Here is a 14200-nt window from a genome sequence, read left to right as displayed (position 1 = left end):
GGTGGAGATGACGCGGGCCGAGTTCGAGGACGCCGTGCGCGACGGGCTGGACCTGGTCCCGCCGGACCTCGCGGCGCAGATGGACAACGTCGTGGTGCTGGTCGAGGACGACGCCCCCGACGGCGACCCGGAACTTCTCGGCCTCTACGAGGGCGTGCCGCTCACCGAGCGCGACCACATGTGGGCTGCGGGGGCGCTGCCCGACCGCATCACGATCTTCCGCAACCCCACGCTCGCGATCTGCGAGACGCGCGAGGACGTGGTCGAGGAGGTCGCGATCACGGTCGTCCACGAGATCGCGCACCACTTCGGCATCGACGACGACCGCTTGCACGAGCTCGGCTGGGGCTGACGCCCGCGGCGCGCGGTCGAGCCTCGCTACGATCGGCAGGTGACGACGAGCGCCGCGAGCGGCCCCTGGCACGACGGTGCGCACGACCACGAGGCCGTCGCGCGCCTGCTCCACGCGCTCGCGGAGCCGAGCCGGCTCGCGATCGTGCACCTGCTCGCCGGCGCGGAGCAGCGCGTCGTCGACCTCACGCGCGAGCTGGGACTCGCCCAGTCGACGGTCTCGGCGCACCTGACGACGCTGCGCGAGGTGGGCGTCGTGGCAGTCCGGCGCGAGGGGCGCTCCTCCTGGTACCGGCTCGTGCGGCCCGAGGTCGCGCACCTGCTGGCCGACGCCGAGCACGTCGCGCTGGCTCCCTGACCCCTGCGCGTCGCGTCTCCGAGGCGCAGTGCGCCTGGCATTCATCGCTGTTCACCGATATCATCGGTATTCAACGATGAAAACGGAGGGCACATGGGAGCGGGTCACGACCACGGCGCGGGGGGTGCCGTGCCCGACCATCGCGCGCGGCTCGCGGTGGCGTTCGGGATCACCGCGACGATCCTCGTCGCGCAGGCGGTCGGCGCCGTCCTCACGGGGAGCCTCGCGCTCCTCACGGACACCGCGCACATGCTCACCGACGCGACGGGGCTCGCGGTGGCGCTCGTCGCCGCGTCGCTCGCGCTCCGGCCGGCGACGAAGCGCCGCACATGGGGGTTCCGCCGCGTCGAGGTGCTCGCGGCCCTCGCGCAGGCGGCGCTCCTCCTCGCGGTCGGCGCCTACGCCGTCGTCGAGGGCGTCCGGCGCCTGTTCTCCCCGCCGGACGTCCCCTCGGCGGAGCTGCTCGTCTTCGGGGTCGTCGGCCTCGTCGGCAACGTCGTCGCGATCGCCGTCCTCGCGTCCGGGCGTCGCGCGAACCTCAACCTGCGCGCGGCGTTCCTCGAGGTGGTCAACGACGCGCTGGGGTCGGTCGGGGTGATCGTGGCCGCCGTCGTCATCGCGACGACCGGGTACCAGCAGGCCGACGCCCTCGCCGGCCTGTTCATCGCGGTGCTCATCGTGCCCCGGGCCTTCCGCCTGCTGCGGGAGGCGACCGCGGTCCTCATGGAGTTCACGCCGGAGGGCCTGGACCTCGACGACGTCCGGGCGCACATCCTCTCGCTCGACCACGTCGAGGACGTGCACGACCTCCACGCCTCGACCGTCGCGACGGGCCTGCCGACCATCTCGGCGCACGTCGTCGTCGACGACGCGTGCTTCCGGGACGGGCACGCGCTCGAGATCACGGAGCGCGTCCGCACGTGCGTCGCGCACCACTTCCCTGTCTCGGTCGAGCACTCGACGTTCCAGCTCGAGACCGCCGCGCTGCGCGACCGCGAGGCGCACGGCCACGCCTGAGCACCGGCATCCCCGGGTGCGGCGACCCGGCGGGGGCGGCGCCCGACGCCACTAGGGTGGGAGGCATGACGATCCTCGTGACCGGCGGAGCCGGGTACATCGGCGCGCACGTGGTGCGCCTTCTCCAGGAGCGCGGCGAGAAGGTGGTCGTGGTCGACGACCTCAGCACGGGTCGCGCCGACCGGGTCGGCGACGCGACGCTCGTCGAGGTCGACGTCGCGTCCCCGGACGCCGTGGACGTGCTGACGCGCGCCCTCGCCGAGCACGACGTGCGCGCGGTGATCCACTTCGCGGCGCGCAAGCAGGTCGGGGAGTCGGTCGAGAAGCCGGCCTGGTACTACCAGCAGAACGTGGGCGGGTTCACGAACCTCGTCACCGCGATGCAGGCGGCCGGCGTCGACCGCCTCGTGTTCTCGTCCTCCGCGGCCACGTACGGCATGCCGTCGGTGTCGCTCGTCGAGGAGAAGCTGCACGCCGAGCCGATCAACCCCTACGGCGAGACCAAGCTCGTCGGGGAGTGGCTGGGCCGCGCGGCCGGGCGCTCGTGGGGGCTGCGCTTCGTCGCGCTGCGCTACTTCAACGTCGCGGGCGCGGGCTGGCCCGAGCTCGGCGACCCCGCCGTGCTCAACCTCGTGCCCATGGTGCTCGACCGTCTGGAGCGCGGCGAGCAGCCCAAGATCTTCGGCGACGACTACCCGACGCCGGACGGCACGTGCATCCGGGACTACATCCACGTGCTCGACCTCGCGCACGCGCACCTCGCCGCGCTCGAATACCTCGACGTCGACGAGCGACCCTTCGACGTGTTCAACGTGGGGACGGGCGAGGGCTCGTCGGTGCGCGAGGTGATCGACGAGATCGGGCGCGTGAGCGGGCTCGACGTGACGCCGGAGGTCCTGCCGCGCCGGGCCGGCGACCCGCCCCAGCTCGTCGGTGACCCGCGCCGCATCAACGAGCTCTTCGGCTGGCGGGCGACGAACGGCTTGCCCGAGATCATCTCCTCGGCCTGGGAGGCCTGGCAGTCGGGTCCGCGCCGCATCGAGGTCGCGGGGGTCGGTGGCACGCAGGGCGAACCCGAGGTGTGATCGACGCCCGTCCGTGCGATCCTTAATCCCTCAGCATGCTGAGCAATGTCCGGGGAAGGGCCCCGGCGACGGGAGACGGGACGGCGACGTGGGCGACGAGAAAGACCCGGCACGGCTGTACGACCTGACCGCCGCGCGCACGAGCCGGGTCGTGATCGCGTCCTACTCGACCTCGTTCGGGCTCGGTGCGCGCCTGCTCGACGCTCCCACCCGGGACGGGATCGACGCCGTCTACGGGCTCGTGCGCATCGCCGACGAGGTGGTCGACACGCGTCGCGGGGACGGCGCCGCCGACCTCCTCGACGAGCTCGAGGCGGAGACCGCGCGCGCCCTCGACCGGGGGTGGTCGACCAACCTCGTCGTCCACTCGTTCGCCCGCGCCGCGCGGCGGTGCGGGTTCGGGCACGACGAGGTCGACCCGTTCTTCGCGTCGATGCGGACCGACCTCACGGTGCGCGTCCACGACCGCGCGAGCTACGAGCGCTACGTCTACGGCTCGGCGGAGGTCGTGGGGCTCATGTGCCTCGCGGTCTTCCTCAACGCGCACCGCCGGCCGGGCGAGCCGCTGCGGGTCGCGGACCCGGTGCTCGTGCGCGGAGCGCGGGCGCTCGGAGCCGCGTTCCAGAAGATCAACTTCCTCCGCGACCTGCGCACCGACCACGAGGAGCTGGGGCGCGCCTACCTGCCCGGCGTCGTCCCCGGCCGCCTACGCCGCCGCGACGTCGACGCGTTCTGCCGCGAGGTCGAGGAGGACCTCGCCGCGGCGCGCGCGGCGCTCCCCGGGCTCCCGGTGCGGCCGCGGATCGCCGTCGCGGCGACCGTCGCGGTCTACGAGCGGTTGCTCGCCCGCCTCGCGGCGACGCCGCCGGAGGACATCCTGCGCGCCCGCGTGCGCATCCCCGACACCGTCAAGGTCGCGCTCGCGGCCCGCGCCGCCGGCGGCCAGCTCCTCGGCCAGGTGGCGTCCTCCCGGTCCGCGGGCTCGCGGAAGGTGCTCGCGTGAGGGCACCGCGCGTCGTCGTCGTGGGGGGCGGGATCTCGGGGCTCGCGACCGCGGCCCTGCTCGCGCGCGGGGGTGCGAGGGTCACGGTGCTGGAGCGCCACGACACGCTGGGCGGCCGGGCCGGCACGCTCGAGCTCGACGGGTTCCGCTTCGACACCGGGCCGTCCTGGTACTTCATGCCCGAGGTGTTCGAGCACTTCTTCGCGCTCCTGGGCGCGCGGGTCGAGGACCATCTCGACCTCGTCCCGCTCGACCCGGCGTACCGGGTGTTCTTCGAGCCCGACGAGGACGGGGGCGTGGCGTCGCCGTTCGAGCTCTCCGCGAGCCCCGGGGTGAACCGCGCCCGCTTCGACGCGGTCGAGCCCGGCGCCGGCGACCGCATGGCCGCCTACGCGGCGGAGGCGAGCGAGGCGTACGGGCTCGCGCTCGACCACTTCCTCTACACCACGTTCGAGCGGCCCGACCGCGCGCTCTCCCCGGCGGTGCTGCGCCGTCTGCCGCGACTCACCACGCTGCTGCGCGAGCCGCTCGCGGACCGCGCGGCGCGCACCGTCGAGGACCCGCGGCTGCGCCAGCTCCTGGGGTACCACGCCGTGTTCCTCGGCTCGTCGCCCTACCGCGCCCCCGCGCTCTACTCGCTCATGAGCCACCTGGACCTCGTCGACGGCGTCCAGTACCCCCGCGGCGGGATGCACACGCTGATCGAGGCCGTCGCGAGTCTCGCGCGCGACGAGGGCGCCGAGCTGCGCACGGGCGTCGACGTCGCCGCGATCGAGGTGGTCGCCGGTGCCCGACGGCGCGGGCGAGCGACCGGCGTCCGGCTCGCCTCGGGGGAGGTGGTCGCGGCCGACGTCGTCGTGTCGGCCGCGGACCGGCACCACATCGAGACCGCGTTGCTCGACCCCCAGTGGGCCGACCTGCCCGCCGCGGCGTGGGAGGACAAGGGGCCGGGGATCTCCGCGCTGCTCGTGCTCGCCGGGGTCCGGGGCGAGCTGCCCGAGCTCGCGCACCACTCGCTCTTCTTCACGCGCGACTGGCCCGCGAACTTCGACGCGGTGCTCGGCACGGACCGTCGCAGCGACCCGGCCGGCCTGCGCGTGCCCGACCCGGCCTCGCTCTACGTGTCCCGCACGTCCGCGACCGACGGGCCGTCGTCGGACCGCCCCGCCGCGCCGCCGGGGCACGAGAACCTCTTCGTCCTCGTCCCGTTCCCCCCCGACCCGACGCTCGGTGCCGACGACCCCTCGCGGCGCACCCTCGAGGCGCTCGCGGACCGCTACCTCGCCCAGGTCGGCCGGTGGGCGGGCATCGACGACCTCCCGGGCCGCGTCGTCACGCGTCGTGTCCTCGGGCCCGCCCACTTTGCGACCGAGCTGTCCGCGTGGCGAGGGGGTGCGCTCGGCATGGAGCACACGCTGCGCCAGTCCGCGCTGTGGCGGCCCGGCACCGCGTCCCGTCGTGTCGACGGGCTGTACCACGCGGGAGGTGGCACGATCCCGGGCGTGGGACTGCCGATGTGCCTCATCAGCGCTGAGCTCGTCGCGAAGAGACTGCTGGGCGAGACGTCGTCGCGCCCGCTGCCCGCGCCGCTGCGTACCGGCTACCTCGCGGCGAGCCGCCGGCCCGAGCGGCTGGGGCCGGCCGACCGTCGACCCGTCGAGGTGCGCCGGTGACCGGCCTCGCGTACCTCGGCGCGCTCGCCGTCTCGCTCGGGGGCCTCGCCCTGGTCGACCGGCGGTTCCGCCTCGCGTTCTGGTCCGACTGGCGGCGCGCCGCCCTCACGGTGGGCCTGGGCGTCGTCGGGTTCCTCCTGTGGGACGTGGCCGGGCTGGCGCTGGGCATCTTCGCGCGCGGGGAGAGCCCGTGGATGACGGGCCTCCTGCTCGCCCCGGACCTGCCCGTCGAGGAGGCGGTGTTCCTCACGCTGCTGTGCTACGTCGCGCTGATCGTCTGGCGCTGGTTCGAGCGCGTGGTCCGGCTGCGCCACGACGGCCCGACGACGGCGCGGCGCGCGCGGTCCGCGCGGTCGGCCGGGAGGTCGGGCACGGGGGAGGGAGGCGCGTGACGAACATCGTGCTCAACATCCTCGTCCTCGCGGTGCTCGTCGCGGTCTCGTGGCGCGTGCTGCGGCGCCTGGGCGCCAGCGCGCTGGTGCGCACCACCGTCGTGCTCTGTGTGCTCACGCTCGTGTTCGACACCCTGATGATCGCCGCCGACCTCTACGTCTACGACCCGGACAAGATCCTCGGTGTCTACCTCTGGGGCGCACCGCTCGAGGACTTCGCGTACGCGATCGCCGCGGCGCTGGGGATGCCGGTGCTCTGGACGGTGCTCGGCGACCGGCGCCGCCCACCGGCCACCAGCGCGCCCGAGCCCCAGGCCGACGGCCCGGAGCCGCGGTGAGGGACGTCCTCGCCGCGTCGCGGCCGTTCTCCTGGGTCAACACCGCCTACCCGTTCGCCGCCGGCTACCTCGTCGCGACCGGCGGGCGCATCGATCTCGCGCTCGTCCTCGGGACGCTGTACTTCCTCGTGCCCTACAACCTGCTCATGTACGGCGTGAACGACGTCTTCGACTACGCCAGCGACCTGCGCAACCCGCGCAAGGGCGGGATCGAGGGGGCCCTCGCGGACCCCGCGACCGCGCGCGCGACCCACCGGCGCATCCTGCGCGCGTGCGTGGTGACGAACGTGCCCTTTCTCGTCGCGCTCCTGCTCCTGGGCGACCCGCTCGCCGGGCTGGTCCTCGCGCTCGTCGTCTTCGGCGTCGTCGCCTACTCCGCGCCCGGGTTGCGGTTCAAGGAGCGCCCGTTCCTCGACTCCTTCACGTCGGCGATGCACTTCGCCGGCCCGCTGCTGTACGCGCTCGTCCTCGTGGACGCCGACCTCTCCGCGAGGACGGTGTGGCCCGTGCTCGTCGGCTTCGTGCTGTGGGGCATGGCGTCGCACGCGTTCGGCGCCGTGCAGGACGTGCGGGCCGACAGGGAGGGCGGCATCGCGTCCGTCGCGACGGCGGTCGGCGCGCACGCGACCGTGCTCGCCGCGGCGGCGGCGTACGTCGGGGCGGCGGTCGTGCTCGTGGTGCTCCCGTGGCCCGGCGTCCTCGCCGCGCTGCTGCCGCTCCCGTACGCGGTCAACGTGCTGCGGTTCCGCGACGTGCACGACGACGACTGCGAGCGTGCGAACGCCGGGTGGCGCACCTTCCTGTGGCTCAACCTCGTCACGGGCTTCCTCGTGACGATGCTGCTCCTCGCGACCGCGCTCGCCTGACCTCGGGACGCGTCCGGGACGACGACGGCCCCGGTCCGCGAGGTCGTCGCGGTACCGGGGCCGTCGTGCGCTGGGCGACGGACGATCAGGAGATGTCGCCGTACTCCCAGTGCCACGGCTCGTTCTTGGAGCCGCCCGCCTGCGCCCACTCCGGGTTGACCCAGCCGAAGGCCGGCGCGTTGGCGCGCATCCACTCGTACTGCGCGGTGCCGTAGCCCTGGATGCCGCCGCCGAGGTCGAGCGCGAGCGCCCAGCCGTGGTTCGACATGCCGGGAGGCGCCGCGAAGTACCCGCGCGACGCCTTGACCGCGACCTGCGAGGCGTACGAGCGGTAGGAGTCCGTCACGGAGAGGTTCACGCCGAACGCCTCGCGGAACTTCACGTTGAGCGCCTCGATCTGGTGGGCGGCGTCGCAGCGGAGCTGCTCACCCGGCGCGAACGACAGCTCGCACAGGGAGCTCGCGGGGATCTGCCCGTTCCCGTACCCCGCGGTGGAGGCGGCCCACTGGTCGAGCTGGGCCGCGATCTCCTCGGCCGACGGCGGGCCGGGGACGACCTGGACCGTCACGCCTGATCCCGCGGCGTCGAGCAGCGTGGAGAGCTCGGTCGTCAGCGCGGCGATCTCGTCGGTGGTCGACGTCGTCCCTGCCGGTGCCTGGTCGGTGGTCGCTCCCGTCGCGGCACCGGTCGTGAGGTCGGGCGACGCGGTCGCCGTGTCGGCGGCCGCGGCGTCCTCCTCGGGCGACTCGGTCGAGGCGTCGGCGCTCGTGGTGGTCTCGGCGTCGCCCGACGGCACCTCCGACGGCTCGGCGAGGTCCGGCAGGGCCGGATCGAGGGTCGGGGCGGTGGCGAGGTCGTCGAGGGACGTGCGGGCGGAGGACCGGCTGGCACGGTCGGCGCCGCGCCCGGCGAGGTCGGGCACGCTCGCGTCGAGGGTGTCGGCGGCGGTGAGCTGCGCGTCGCTCTCGGAGTCGGTCGCGGTCGCGTCGTCCGCAGCCTCGTCGTCGGTGGTCTCGGTCGTCGTGCCGGACGTGGCGTCCGGGGCGGCGGCGAGCGCGGAGCCACCGGCGAGTGCGGGCGCGTCGGCGAACGCCGAGGACCCGTCGGTCGGGGAGGCCGCCGTGACGGCCGTGCTGAGCCGGGTGCGCGCGTCCTCGATCTGGGCGCGCTGCTCGGGGGTGAGCCCGGCGGCACCCTCCTCGGTGAGGAACTGGGCGCGGACGAGGGCGTCGCTCGCCGCCTCGACGGCGGCCGGGTCGGCCGTGACGGCGCCCAGGGAGGTGGGTGCGGCGACGGCGTCGGTCGGGGTGGTCGACGACGGGGACGGCGTCGCGGTCGTCGCGGTGGGTGACGACGCGGTGCCGCTCCCGAAGGCGGCCGCGGCGGTGCTCGCGGTGAGCGCGACGGCGGCGGCCGCCGCGCCGAGGACCCGCGGGCGCCGGGGCAGGAGGCGGGTGCTGCCGGACGCGCTGCGGCGTGCGGCGGCGACGACCGTGCCGGGGAGCGAGGCCCTGCTCGCGGTGTGGCGGCCCATCTAGCGCGCCTCGCCGCGGAGGCCGGTCGTGTGCGGTGCGGTGCTCTGGTGCTGTGCAGTGGTCAAGCGAACGATCCGATCATCGGGTCGTGGTCGCGGGCGGTCGAGCGCGGGAGCGCTTCCATCCCTGGTGCACCGGCGCAGGACTGGGCGCTGGGTGACCACGACGGCGTGCTGCCGGGGCGGGGCGCGCACGCCCTCACACCACGACGCCGCCCGGTCTGGTCGCAAGGTGGACCACGGAGGCCGGTCGGCTGTTCCATCTTCAACTAGACATGCGTCCAACGAGGCTCTCTGACGGGGGGAAGCCTCGGGAATGGGGTGCCGACCGTGTGGTCAGGATGTGAAGAGGGTACGTGTCACGCGTCCTGCGTCCCGAGTCACGGCCGATCCGACGAGCGTGCCGAGCGCGATCCCGAACACGGCGACGACCGCGTTGGCGATCTCCTGCGCCGCCTCCGGCCCGCCGTTCACGAGGTCCGAGAGCCCCAGGAGGCTCAGGGCGCCGGGCACGAGGAGCCAGAACGCCGGGAGCGTCGTCACCGCGGCGGGCGGCCCGTGCGGGCTCCGCGCGACGAGTGCGGCGAGCGGGGCGATGACGAGGGCGCCCACGAACCCGGACAGCGGGGCGGCGGCGAGCGCCCCGGCGAGCTGGGCGGCGTACGCGCCGAGGAGCACGAGGAGCACCCACGGGAGCGACCCGCGCGGCGAGGACGCGAACAGCATCTGCCCGAGCCCGACCACGACGATCCCGGCCCACGGCGCCCACCAGCCGAGCGGGTCTCCCGCCGGCGCGGCGACGAGCGGCCCGGCCACGGCCGCGGCCGCCACGACCCCGAACACGAGGAGCAGGAGCTGCGCGACCCCGTAGACGAGCCTGCTCGCGCCCGCGACGATCTGGCTGCTCGTGAGCTCGATGGCCGCGACGGTGAGCACCGACCCGGGGAGGAACGACACGAGCGGCGGGACGACCACGCTCAGCGGGTCGTCGCCGAGCCACGGGCGGACGACGTCGACCGCGAGCAGCGTGACGACGAACGCGGCGACCACGGGCAGTGCCGTGGCGAGGGTCGGCCAGCGCGTGCCGAGCCAGCGCAGCCCGCCGACGAGGAGGCCCAGGGCGAGGTAGACGGGCAGGAGCCGTGCGGTCGGGTTGAGCACGAGACCGAACCCGACGGTGAGGAGGCCGTGGCCGACGACCGTGAGCACCGGCCCGAAGCGGGGCGGGCGCTCGACGATCGCGCGCAGCTCGGCACGGGCGTCCGCGAGCGCGACGTCCGTCGTCCGCAGGCGGCGCACGAGCGTCGTCAGGGCACCGATCTGGTCGAGGTTGAGCCCGCTGCCCGCCGCGGCCGCGAAGTCGGCGACCGTGCCGCCCGCGGTGCTGACCCGGACGAACACCCCCGTCGGGAGGACGAGCGTCCCGATGGTCGACGCCCCCGAACGCCGCGCGACGGCCTCCAGGTCGTCCTCGACGTCCGTGACGGAGCGCCCGGAGTCGAGCAGCGCGGTCCCGAGCTCCCGCAGCAGCGGGACGAGGTCGGGCGACACCTCGGGGGGCTCGGGCCCGGCCTCGACGGGGGGTTCGCCGCCCAGCGCGCGCAGGACGCGGCGCACGAGCGACGGCGCGCGGCGCGCGTCGTCGGACCGGCTCGTACGGCGCCGCGTCAGGGCGGGTCCTCGGCGCTCGCCGCGACGAGCGCGAGCAGCGCACGGGCGTAGGCGTCGGAGGCGTCCTTCGCGGCGAACTCCGCGGGGGCGTCGAGGACCTCGGTGCGCACGACGTACCCGTCGTCCGTCCGCTCGAGCGCTCGGAACGTGCTGCCGAGCAGCCCCCGCAGCTGCGCCTCGAGGGGGTGCCACAGCGTGTCCTCGATCGCGACCGAGTCGAGCGCCCACTCGGTCGTCCCGTTGAAGCCGAGCACGACACCGGTGTCGAACTCGTGCGGCTCGATGGTCATGTCGCTCACGGTGAAGACGTCGCCGTCGCCGCCCGTGGCGAGGAGCCGGAAGCGGTCGCCGGGGACGGGGGACCAGCGCAGCCCCGCGTCCCGCAGGGCGAGCGCGAGCTCCCACGAGATCATGCCTGCCACGGTAGGCCCGGGCCGTGCGGCCCGCGCGTCGGCCCGCGCGTCGGCCCGCTCGCCGGCCTGCGCTTCGGCCCGTGCGTCGGCGGTGCGTCGGCCCCGTCCCGACCTTCGGGACGATCCGTCCCGCGCCTACGCGCGTTCACCACCCGGAAACACCCGCCACGTTCACTCGTCCCATGACCCACGACGTCCCCGAGGGCGAGCGGCGGACGGGCGGCGACCCTGCCCGTGCCCTGCCCCCGGAACTCCCTGCCCGTCCTGACCCACGCCCGCCCCTCGCCGGCACCGGGCCCGTGACCGTCGCGATCGAGCGCCGGGTCCTGCCCGAGAACGTCCCCGCGGTCACGCGCTGGGTGCAGACCGGCGTCAACCTCGCCAACCGCTACCCCGGGTTCCTCGGCTCCGGCTGGGTCCGCGCGTCCGCGGGGTCGCACGACTGGCACATGCTCTACCGGTTCGCCGACGCCGCGACGCTCGACGCGTGGGAGACGTCGCCCGACCGCGTGCGCTGGCTCGCGCAGGGCAGAGGGCTCGTCGAGGAGACCCGGGTCGAGCGGCGTACGGGCATCGAGGGCTGGTTCGACACCCCGACCACGGCCGACGCGGCCCCGGCGGGGGCGCCCGTGGCGCCCCCGCGCTGGAAGCAGTCCGTGAGCATCTGGCTCGGGTTCTTCCCGGTGAACCTCGCGTTCACCCTCCTCGTGGGCGGCCTCGTCCCCGCGTGGGACGACGTGCCGGTCGTGCCGCGCGTCCTGGCCACGACGCTCGTCCTCACCCCGGTGATGACCTATCTCGTGCTGCCCCGCGTGACGCGGCTGCTCGCACCGTGGCTCGCCCGCCCGCCGCGCACCGGCCGGGCCCGCGTGCGGCCCGCGGCCCGGAGGTGACGGCCGTGCGCCCTGCCTAGCCTGGGGGGATGGAGGAAGAGCTCGAGAGCACGACCGACGTCCTCGTCACCCTCGGCGCCGTCGCGGCGGGGGTGCTCGTCGCGTTCGTCCTGGGGACGGTGATCTCGGCCGTCGTGCGGCGGGTGGGTCGGCGCAGCGAGCTCGCGCGCGACCTCTCGCGGCGGCTGCGCCGACCCGACCGCGCTGTCCTCACGGTCGTGGCCGTGTGGATCGCGGTCCGGGTGACCACCGACGCCGCGACGCCGTGGCGCCCCGCCGTCGAGCACCTGCTGCTCATCGCCCTGATCGTCGTCGGGGCGTGGTGGGTGGGCGCGATCGCGTTCGTGCTGGAGGACTCCGCGCTCCAGCGCTACCGCATGGACACCTCGGACAACCGGCACGCGCGCCGGGTGCGCACGCAGATCACGGTCCTGCGTCGGCTGACGGTCGCGGTGATCGTCGTGTGCGCGATCGCCGGGGTCCTGCTGACCTTCCCCGAGGCGCGCGCGGCGGGCGCGAGCCTGCTCGCGTCGGCCGGGCTCATCTCGATCGTCGCCGGTCTCGCCGCGCAGACGTCGCTCGCGAACGTGTTCGCCGGGATGCAGATCGCGTTCACGGACGCGATCCGCGTGGACGACGTCGTCGTGCTCGAGGGCGAGTGGGGCCGGATCGAGGAGATCACCATGACGTACGTCGTGGTGCACCTGTGGGACGACCGCCGCCTCATCATGCCGTCGACCTACTTCACGACGACGCCGTTCCAGAACTGGACCCGGCGTGCGGCCGACCTGCTGGGGACGGTCGAGCTCGACCTCGACTTCGAGGTGCCGGTGGGCCCGATGCGGGCCGAGCTGCGGCGGCTCCTGGCGCTCACCGACCTGTGGGACGAGCGCGTCGGGATCCTCCAGGTGACCGACGCCGTCGGGGGGCTCGTGCGCGTGCGCGCGCTCGTGAGCGCGCACGACGCGCCGACGCTGTTCGACCTGCGGTGCTTCGTGCGCGAGGGCCTGGTCGACTGGCTGCAGCGCGCGGCCCCGCAGGGCCTGCCCCGGACGCGCCTCGAGCGGGCGGTCGACGCCCTCGAGGTCGGCGGACCCGACGAGCGGGAGGGGCCGGGTGCTCTCGGGCCGGACGGCGCAGAGGCGCCCGGGAGGCTCGATCGCGACACCGCGGAGGACGGCGCGCCCGTCGCCCCCGCGCGACCGCCCCGGCTCCCCGCCGAGCGCGGGTCGCGCCGCGCCGACGCGCCCGTCGTCCTCGGGACGATCCGACGCGCGGGTCGGGGCGCGGGCGCCGCGCCGAGCGAGGACCCGACGCGGCTCGTGGGCGTCGTCCCGGGCCCGGCCGGCGGCCTGGGCCGTCCCGGCGACGTAGGCGACGGGAGCACCGCCGACGCCGAGGTGCCAGGCGGCACCCGCCCGCTGCCCGTCGTCGGGCACGACGCGCACGACGACGTCACGCCCGAGGCTGCCGAGTCCGCCTTCTTCAGCGGCACGCCCGAGGGCGAGGAGCGCTCGCGGGCTTTCGCCGGGCCCGGTCAGGACGTCATCGAGGAGCGGGAGCGCACGGCCGAGCACGGCGTCGTGCCCGACGACGAGCCGGGGAGGCCGGACACGTCGGGCTCGGGCGGCGAACGGCAGGCCGACGCCCACGAGGCCGACGGCCACGGGGACGGTGACCACGGGGACGGCGACCACGGCGACGGCGTCCAGGGCGACGGCGACCAGGGCGACGGCCGACCACGCGGCTGACGGCCGGGAGCGCCGTGCCCCGTCGTGGACCGGGGCCTCGGCCGAGGGGGAGCCGCTGTCAGCCGAGTCCCGGGACCTCGACCGTCGCGTCGGCGTAGGGCGCGACGAGGAGCGTCGCGGTGGCCCAGCCGCGCGTGAGCAGGCCGGTGTCGGAGTCCGGCTCGGAGTGCCGCTCCGTGCCGGAGTACTGGAGCACGAGGTGCCGGTCGCCGTCCTCGTGGATGTTCGCCTGCACGAGCCCGAACGTCGCGAGCGGCGCCTGCCGCAGCCCCCGCAGGCGGTCGGGCGGGACGTCGGGGACGTTGACGTTGAGCGTGCGGCGGTCGAGCGGGACGCCGTCCGAGGCGGCGCCGTCCATCCACGCGAGCACGTGGTCGGTCACGAGACGCGCGGTGTCCCAGTGCCGCGGCTCCGCCGCGTCGACCGAGACCGCGAGCGAGCGGATCCCGTGCGTCATCGCCGACAGCGCCGCGCCGACGGTCCCCGAGTGCAGGATCGCGTTGCCGGTGTTGGCGCCCTTGTTCGCCCCCGAGAGCAGCAGGTCCGGCCGGGGGCCGAACCCGCCGTACGCGGCGACGAAGGCGATGAGCGCGGGGGCCGCGCGGACGGCGTAGGAGGTCACGTCGTCGGGCAGGCCCGGCGCACGCCGGGGCTCGACGGCGAGCCGCCCGTCGCGCTCGGCGCCGAGCAGGGACGCGCTCGCGCCCGACGACTCGCGGGCGGGCGCGGCGACGACGACCTCGTAGCCGGCGTCGAGCGCCGCCCCGGCGAGCACGGCCAGTCCGGGGGAGTCGATCCCGTCGTCGTTGGTCACGAGCGCGCGCACGGTGGTTCTCCTCTGTCGTCGGGTGTCGG

The 14200-nt window shown here is 75.2% G+C and carries 15 protein-coding genes; 11 read left to right on the top strand and 4 right to left on the bottom strand.

The window, feature by feature from the left end; genetic code table 11:
* Positions 1-7: 7 nt before the first annotated feature.
* From FIC82_RS18565 to FIC82_RS18530, 9 genes are all read left to right on the top strand, one after another.
* Positions 8-352, top strand: coding sequence for a metallopeptidase family protein (locus FIC82_RS18565; protein WP_154800551.1), 345 nt, complete (start codon positions 8-10; stop codon positions 350-352).
* A 39-nt stretch (positions 353-391) separates the two neighbouring features.
* The gene (locus tag FIC82_RS18560; protein ID WP_168732099.1) at positions 392-709 is read left to right on the top strand and encodes an ArsR/SmtB family transcription factor; all 318 of its coding nucleotides are present in this window, start codon (positions 392-394) and stop codon (positions 707-709) included.
* Between the two features lie 93 nt (positions 710-802).
* Positions 803-1726: a cation diffusion facilitator family transporter gene (locus tag FIC82_RS18555; protein WP_154799466.1), complete on the top strand. Its 924-nt coding sequence runs from the start codon at positions 803-805 to the stop codon at positions 1724-1726.
* 65 nt (positions 1727-1791) lie between these two features.
* Positions 1792-2811 (top strand): UDP-glucose 4-epimerase GalE, encoded by a 1020-nt coding sequence (gene galE / locus FIC82_RS18550; protein WP_154799465.1) that lies wholly within the window; start codon positions 1792-1794, stop codon positions 2809-2811.
* Positions 2812-2899: 88 nt separating this feature from the next.
* Positions 2900-3814, top strand: a complete 915-nt coding sequence (locus tag FIC82_RS21135) for a phytoene/squalene synthase family protein (protein ID WP_253691280.1) — start codon at positions 2900-2902, stop codon at positions 3812-3814.
* Positions 3811-5487, top strand: coding sequence for a phytoene desaturase family protein (gene crtI / locus FIC82_RS21130; RefSeq protein WP_253691279.1), 1677 nt, complete (start codon positions 3811-3813; stop codon positions 5485-5487). Before FIC82_RS21135 ends, crtI begins: the two co-directional genes overlap by 4 nt.
* Positions 5484-5879, top strand: coding sequence for a lycopene cyclase domain-containing protein (locus tag FIC82_RS18540; RefSeq protein WP_168732098.1), 396 nt, complete (start codon positions 5484-5486; stop codon positions 5877-5879). The genes crtI and FIC82_RS18540 overlap by 4 nt, the downstream gene beginning before the upstream one ends.
* Complete coding sequence (locus tag FIC82_RS18535) at positions 5876-6217, top strand: lycopene cyclase domain-containing protein (RefSeq protein WP_168732097.1); 342 nt, start codon at positions 5876-5878, stop codon at positions 6215-6217. Before FIC82_RS18540 ends, FIC82_RS18535 begins: the two co-directional genes overlap by 4 nt.
* Positions 6214-7083, top strand: a complete 870-nt coding sequence (locus FIC82_RS18530; protein WP_168732096.1) for a prenyltransferase — start codon at positions 6214-6216, stop codon at positions 7081-7083. Before FIC82_RS18535 ends, FIC82_RS18530 begins: the two co-directional genes overlap by 4 nt.
* 85 nt (positions 7084-7168) lie before the next feature.
* Here the strand turns inward: FIC82_RS18530 and FIC82_RS18525 are convergent, their stop codons facing one another.
* The 3 genes from FIC82_RS18525 to FIC82_RS18515 all read right to left on the bottom strand — a co-directional run bounded on the left by FIC82_RS18525 (position 7169) and on the right by FIC82_RS18515 (position 10701).
* The gene (locus FIC82_RS18525; RefSeq protein ID WP_154799463.1) at positions 7169-8617 is read right to left on the bottom strand and encodes a M15 family metallopeptidase; all 1449 of its coding nucleotides are present in this window, start codon (positions 8615-8617) and stop codon (positions 7169-7171) included.
* Between the two features lie 336 nt (positions 8618-8953).
* Positions 8954-10234, bottom strand: a complete 1281-nt coding sequence (locus FIC82_RS18520; protein ID WP_168732095.1) for a threonine/serine exporter family protein — start codon at positions 10232-10234, stop codon at positions 8954-8956.
* A 50-nt stretch (positions 10235-10284) separates the two neighbouring features.
* A complete protein-coding gene (locus tag FIC82_RS18515) occupies positions 10285-10701 on the bottom strand; it encodes a pilus assembly protein CpaE (RefSeq protein ID WP_154799461.1) in 417 nt (138 codons plus the stop codon).
* A gap of 182 nt (positions 10702-10883) precedes the next feature.
* Here FIC82_RS18515 and FIC82_RS18510 point away from each other — a divergent pair, with 182 nt between their 5' ends.
* Positions 10884-11594, top strand: coding sequence for an antibiotic biosynthesis monooxygenase (locus FIC82_RS18510; protein WP_154799460.1), 711 nt, complete (start codon positions 10884-10886; stop codon positions 11592-11594).
* Positions 11595-11623: 29 nt separating this feature from the next.
* Complete coding sequence (locus FIC82_RS18505) at positions 11624-13345, top strand: mechanosensitive ion channel family protein (RefSeq protein WP_154799459.1); 1722 nt, start codon at positions 11624-11626, stop codon at positions 13343-13345.
* Positions 13346-13403: 58 nt separating this feature from the next.
* Here the strand turns inward: FIC82_RS18505 and surE are convergent, their stop codons facing one another.
* Positions 13404-14171, bottom strand: coding sequence for a 5'/3'-nucleotidase SurE (surE, locus tag FIC82_RS18500; protein ID WP_168732094.1), 768 nt, complete (start codon positions 14169-14171; stop codon positions 13404-13406).
* Between the last annotated feature and the right edge of the window lie 29 nt (positions 14172-14200).

The sequence above is a fragment of the Cellulosimicrobium protaetiae genome, from assembly GCF_009708005.2.
In the GTDB taxonomy this organism is placed as follows: Bacteria; Actinomycetota; Actinomycetes; order Actinomycetales; family Cellulomonadaceae; genus Cellulosimicrobium; species Cellulosimicrobium protaetiae.
The sequence above is the reverse complement of the archived record's forward strand: the minus strand, read 5'-3'. Positions and strand labels throughout refer to the sequence as shown.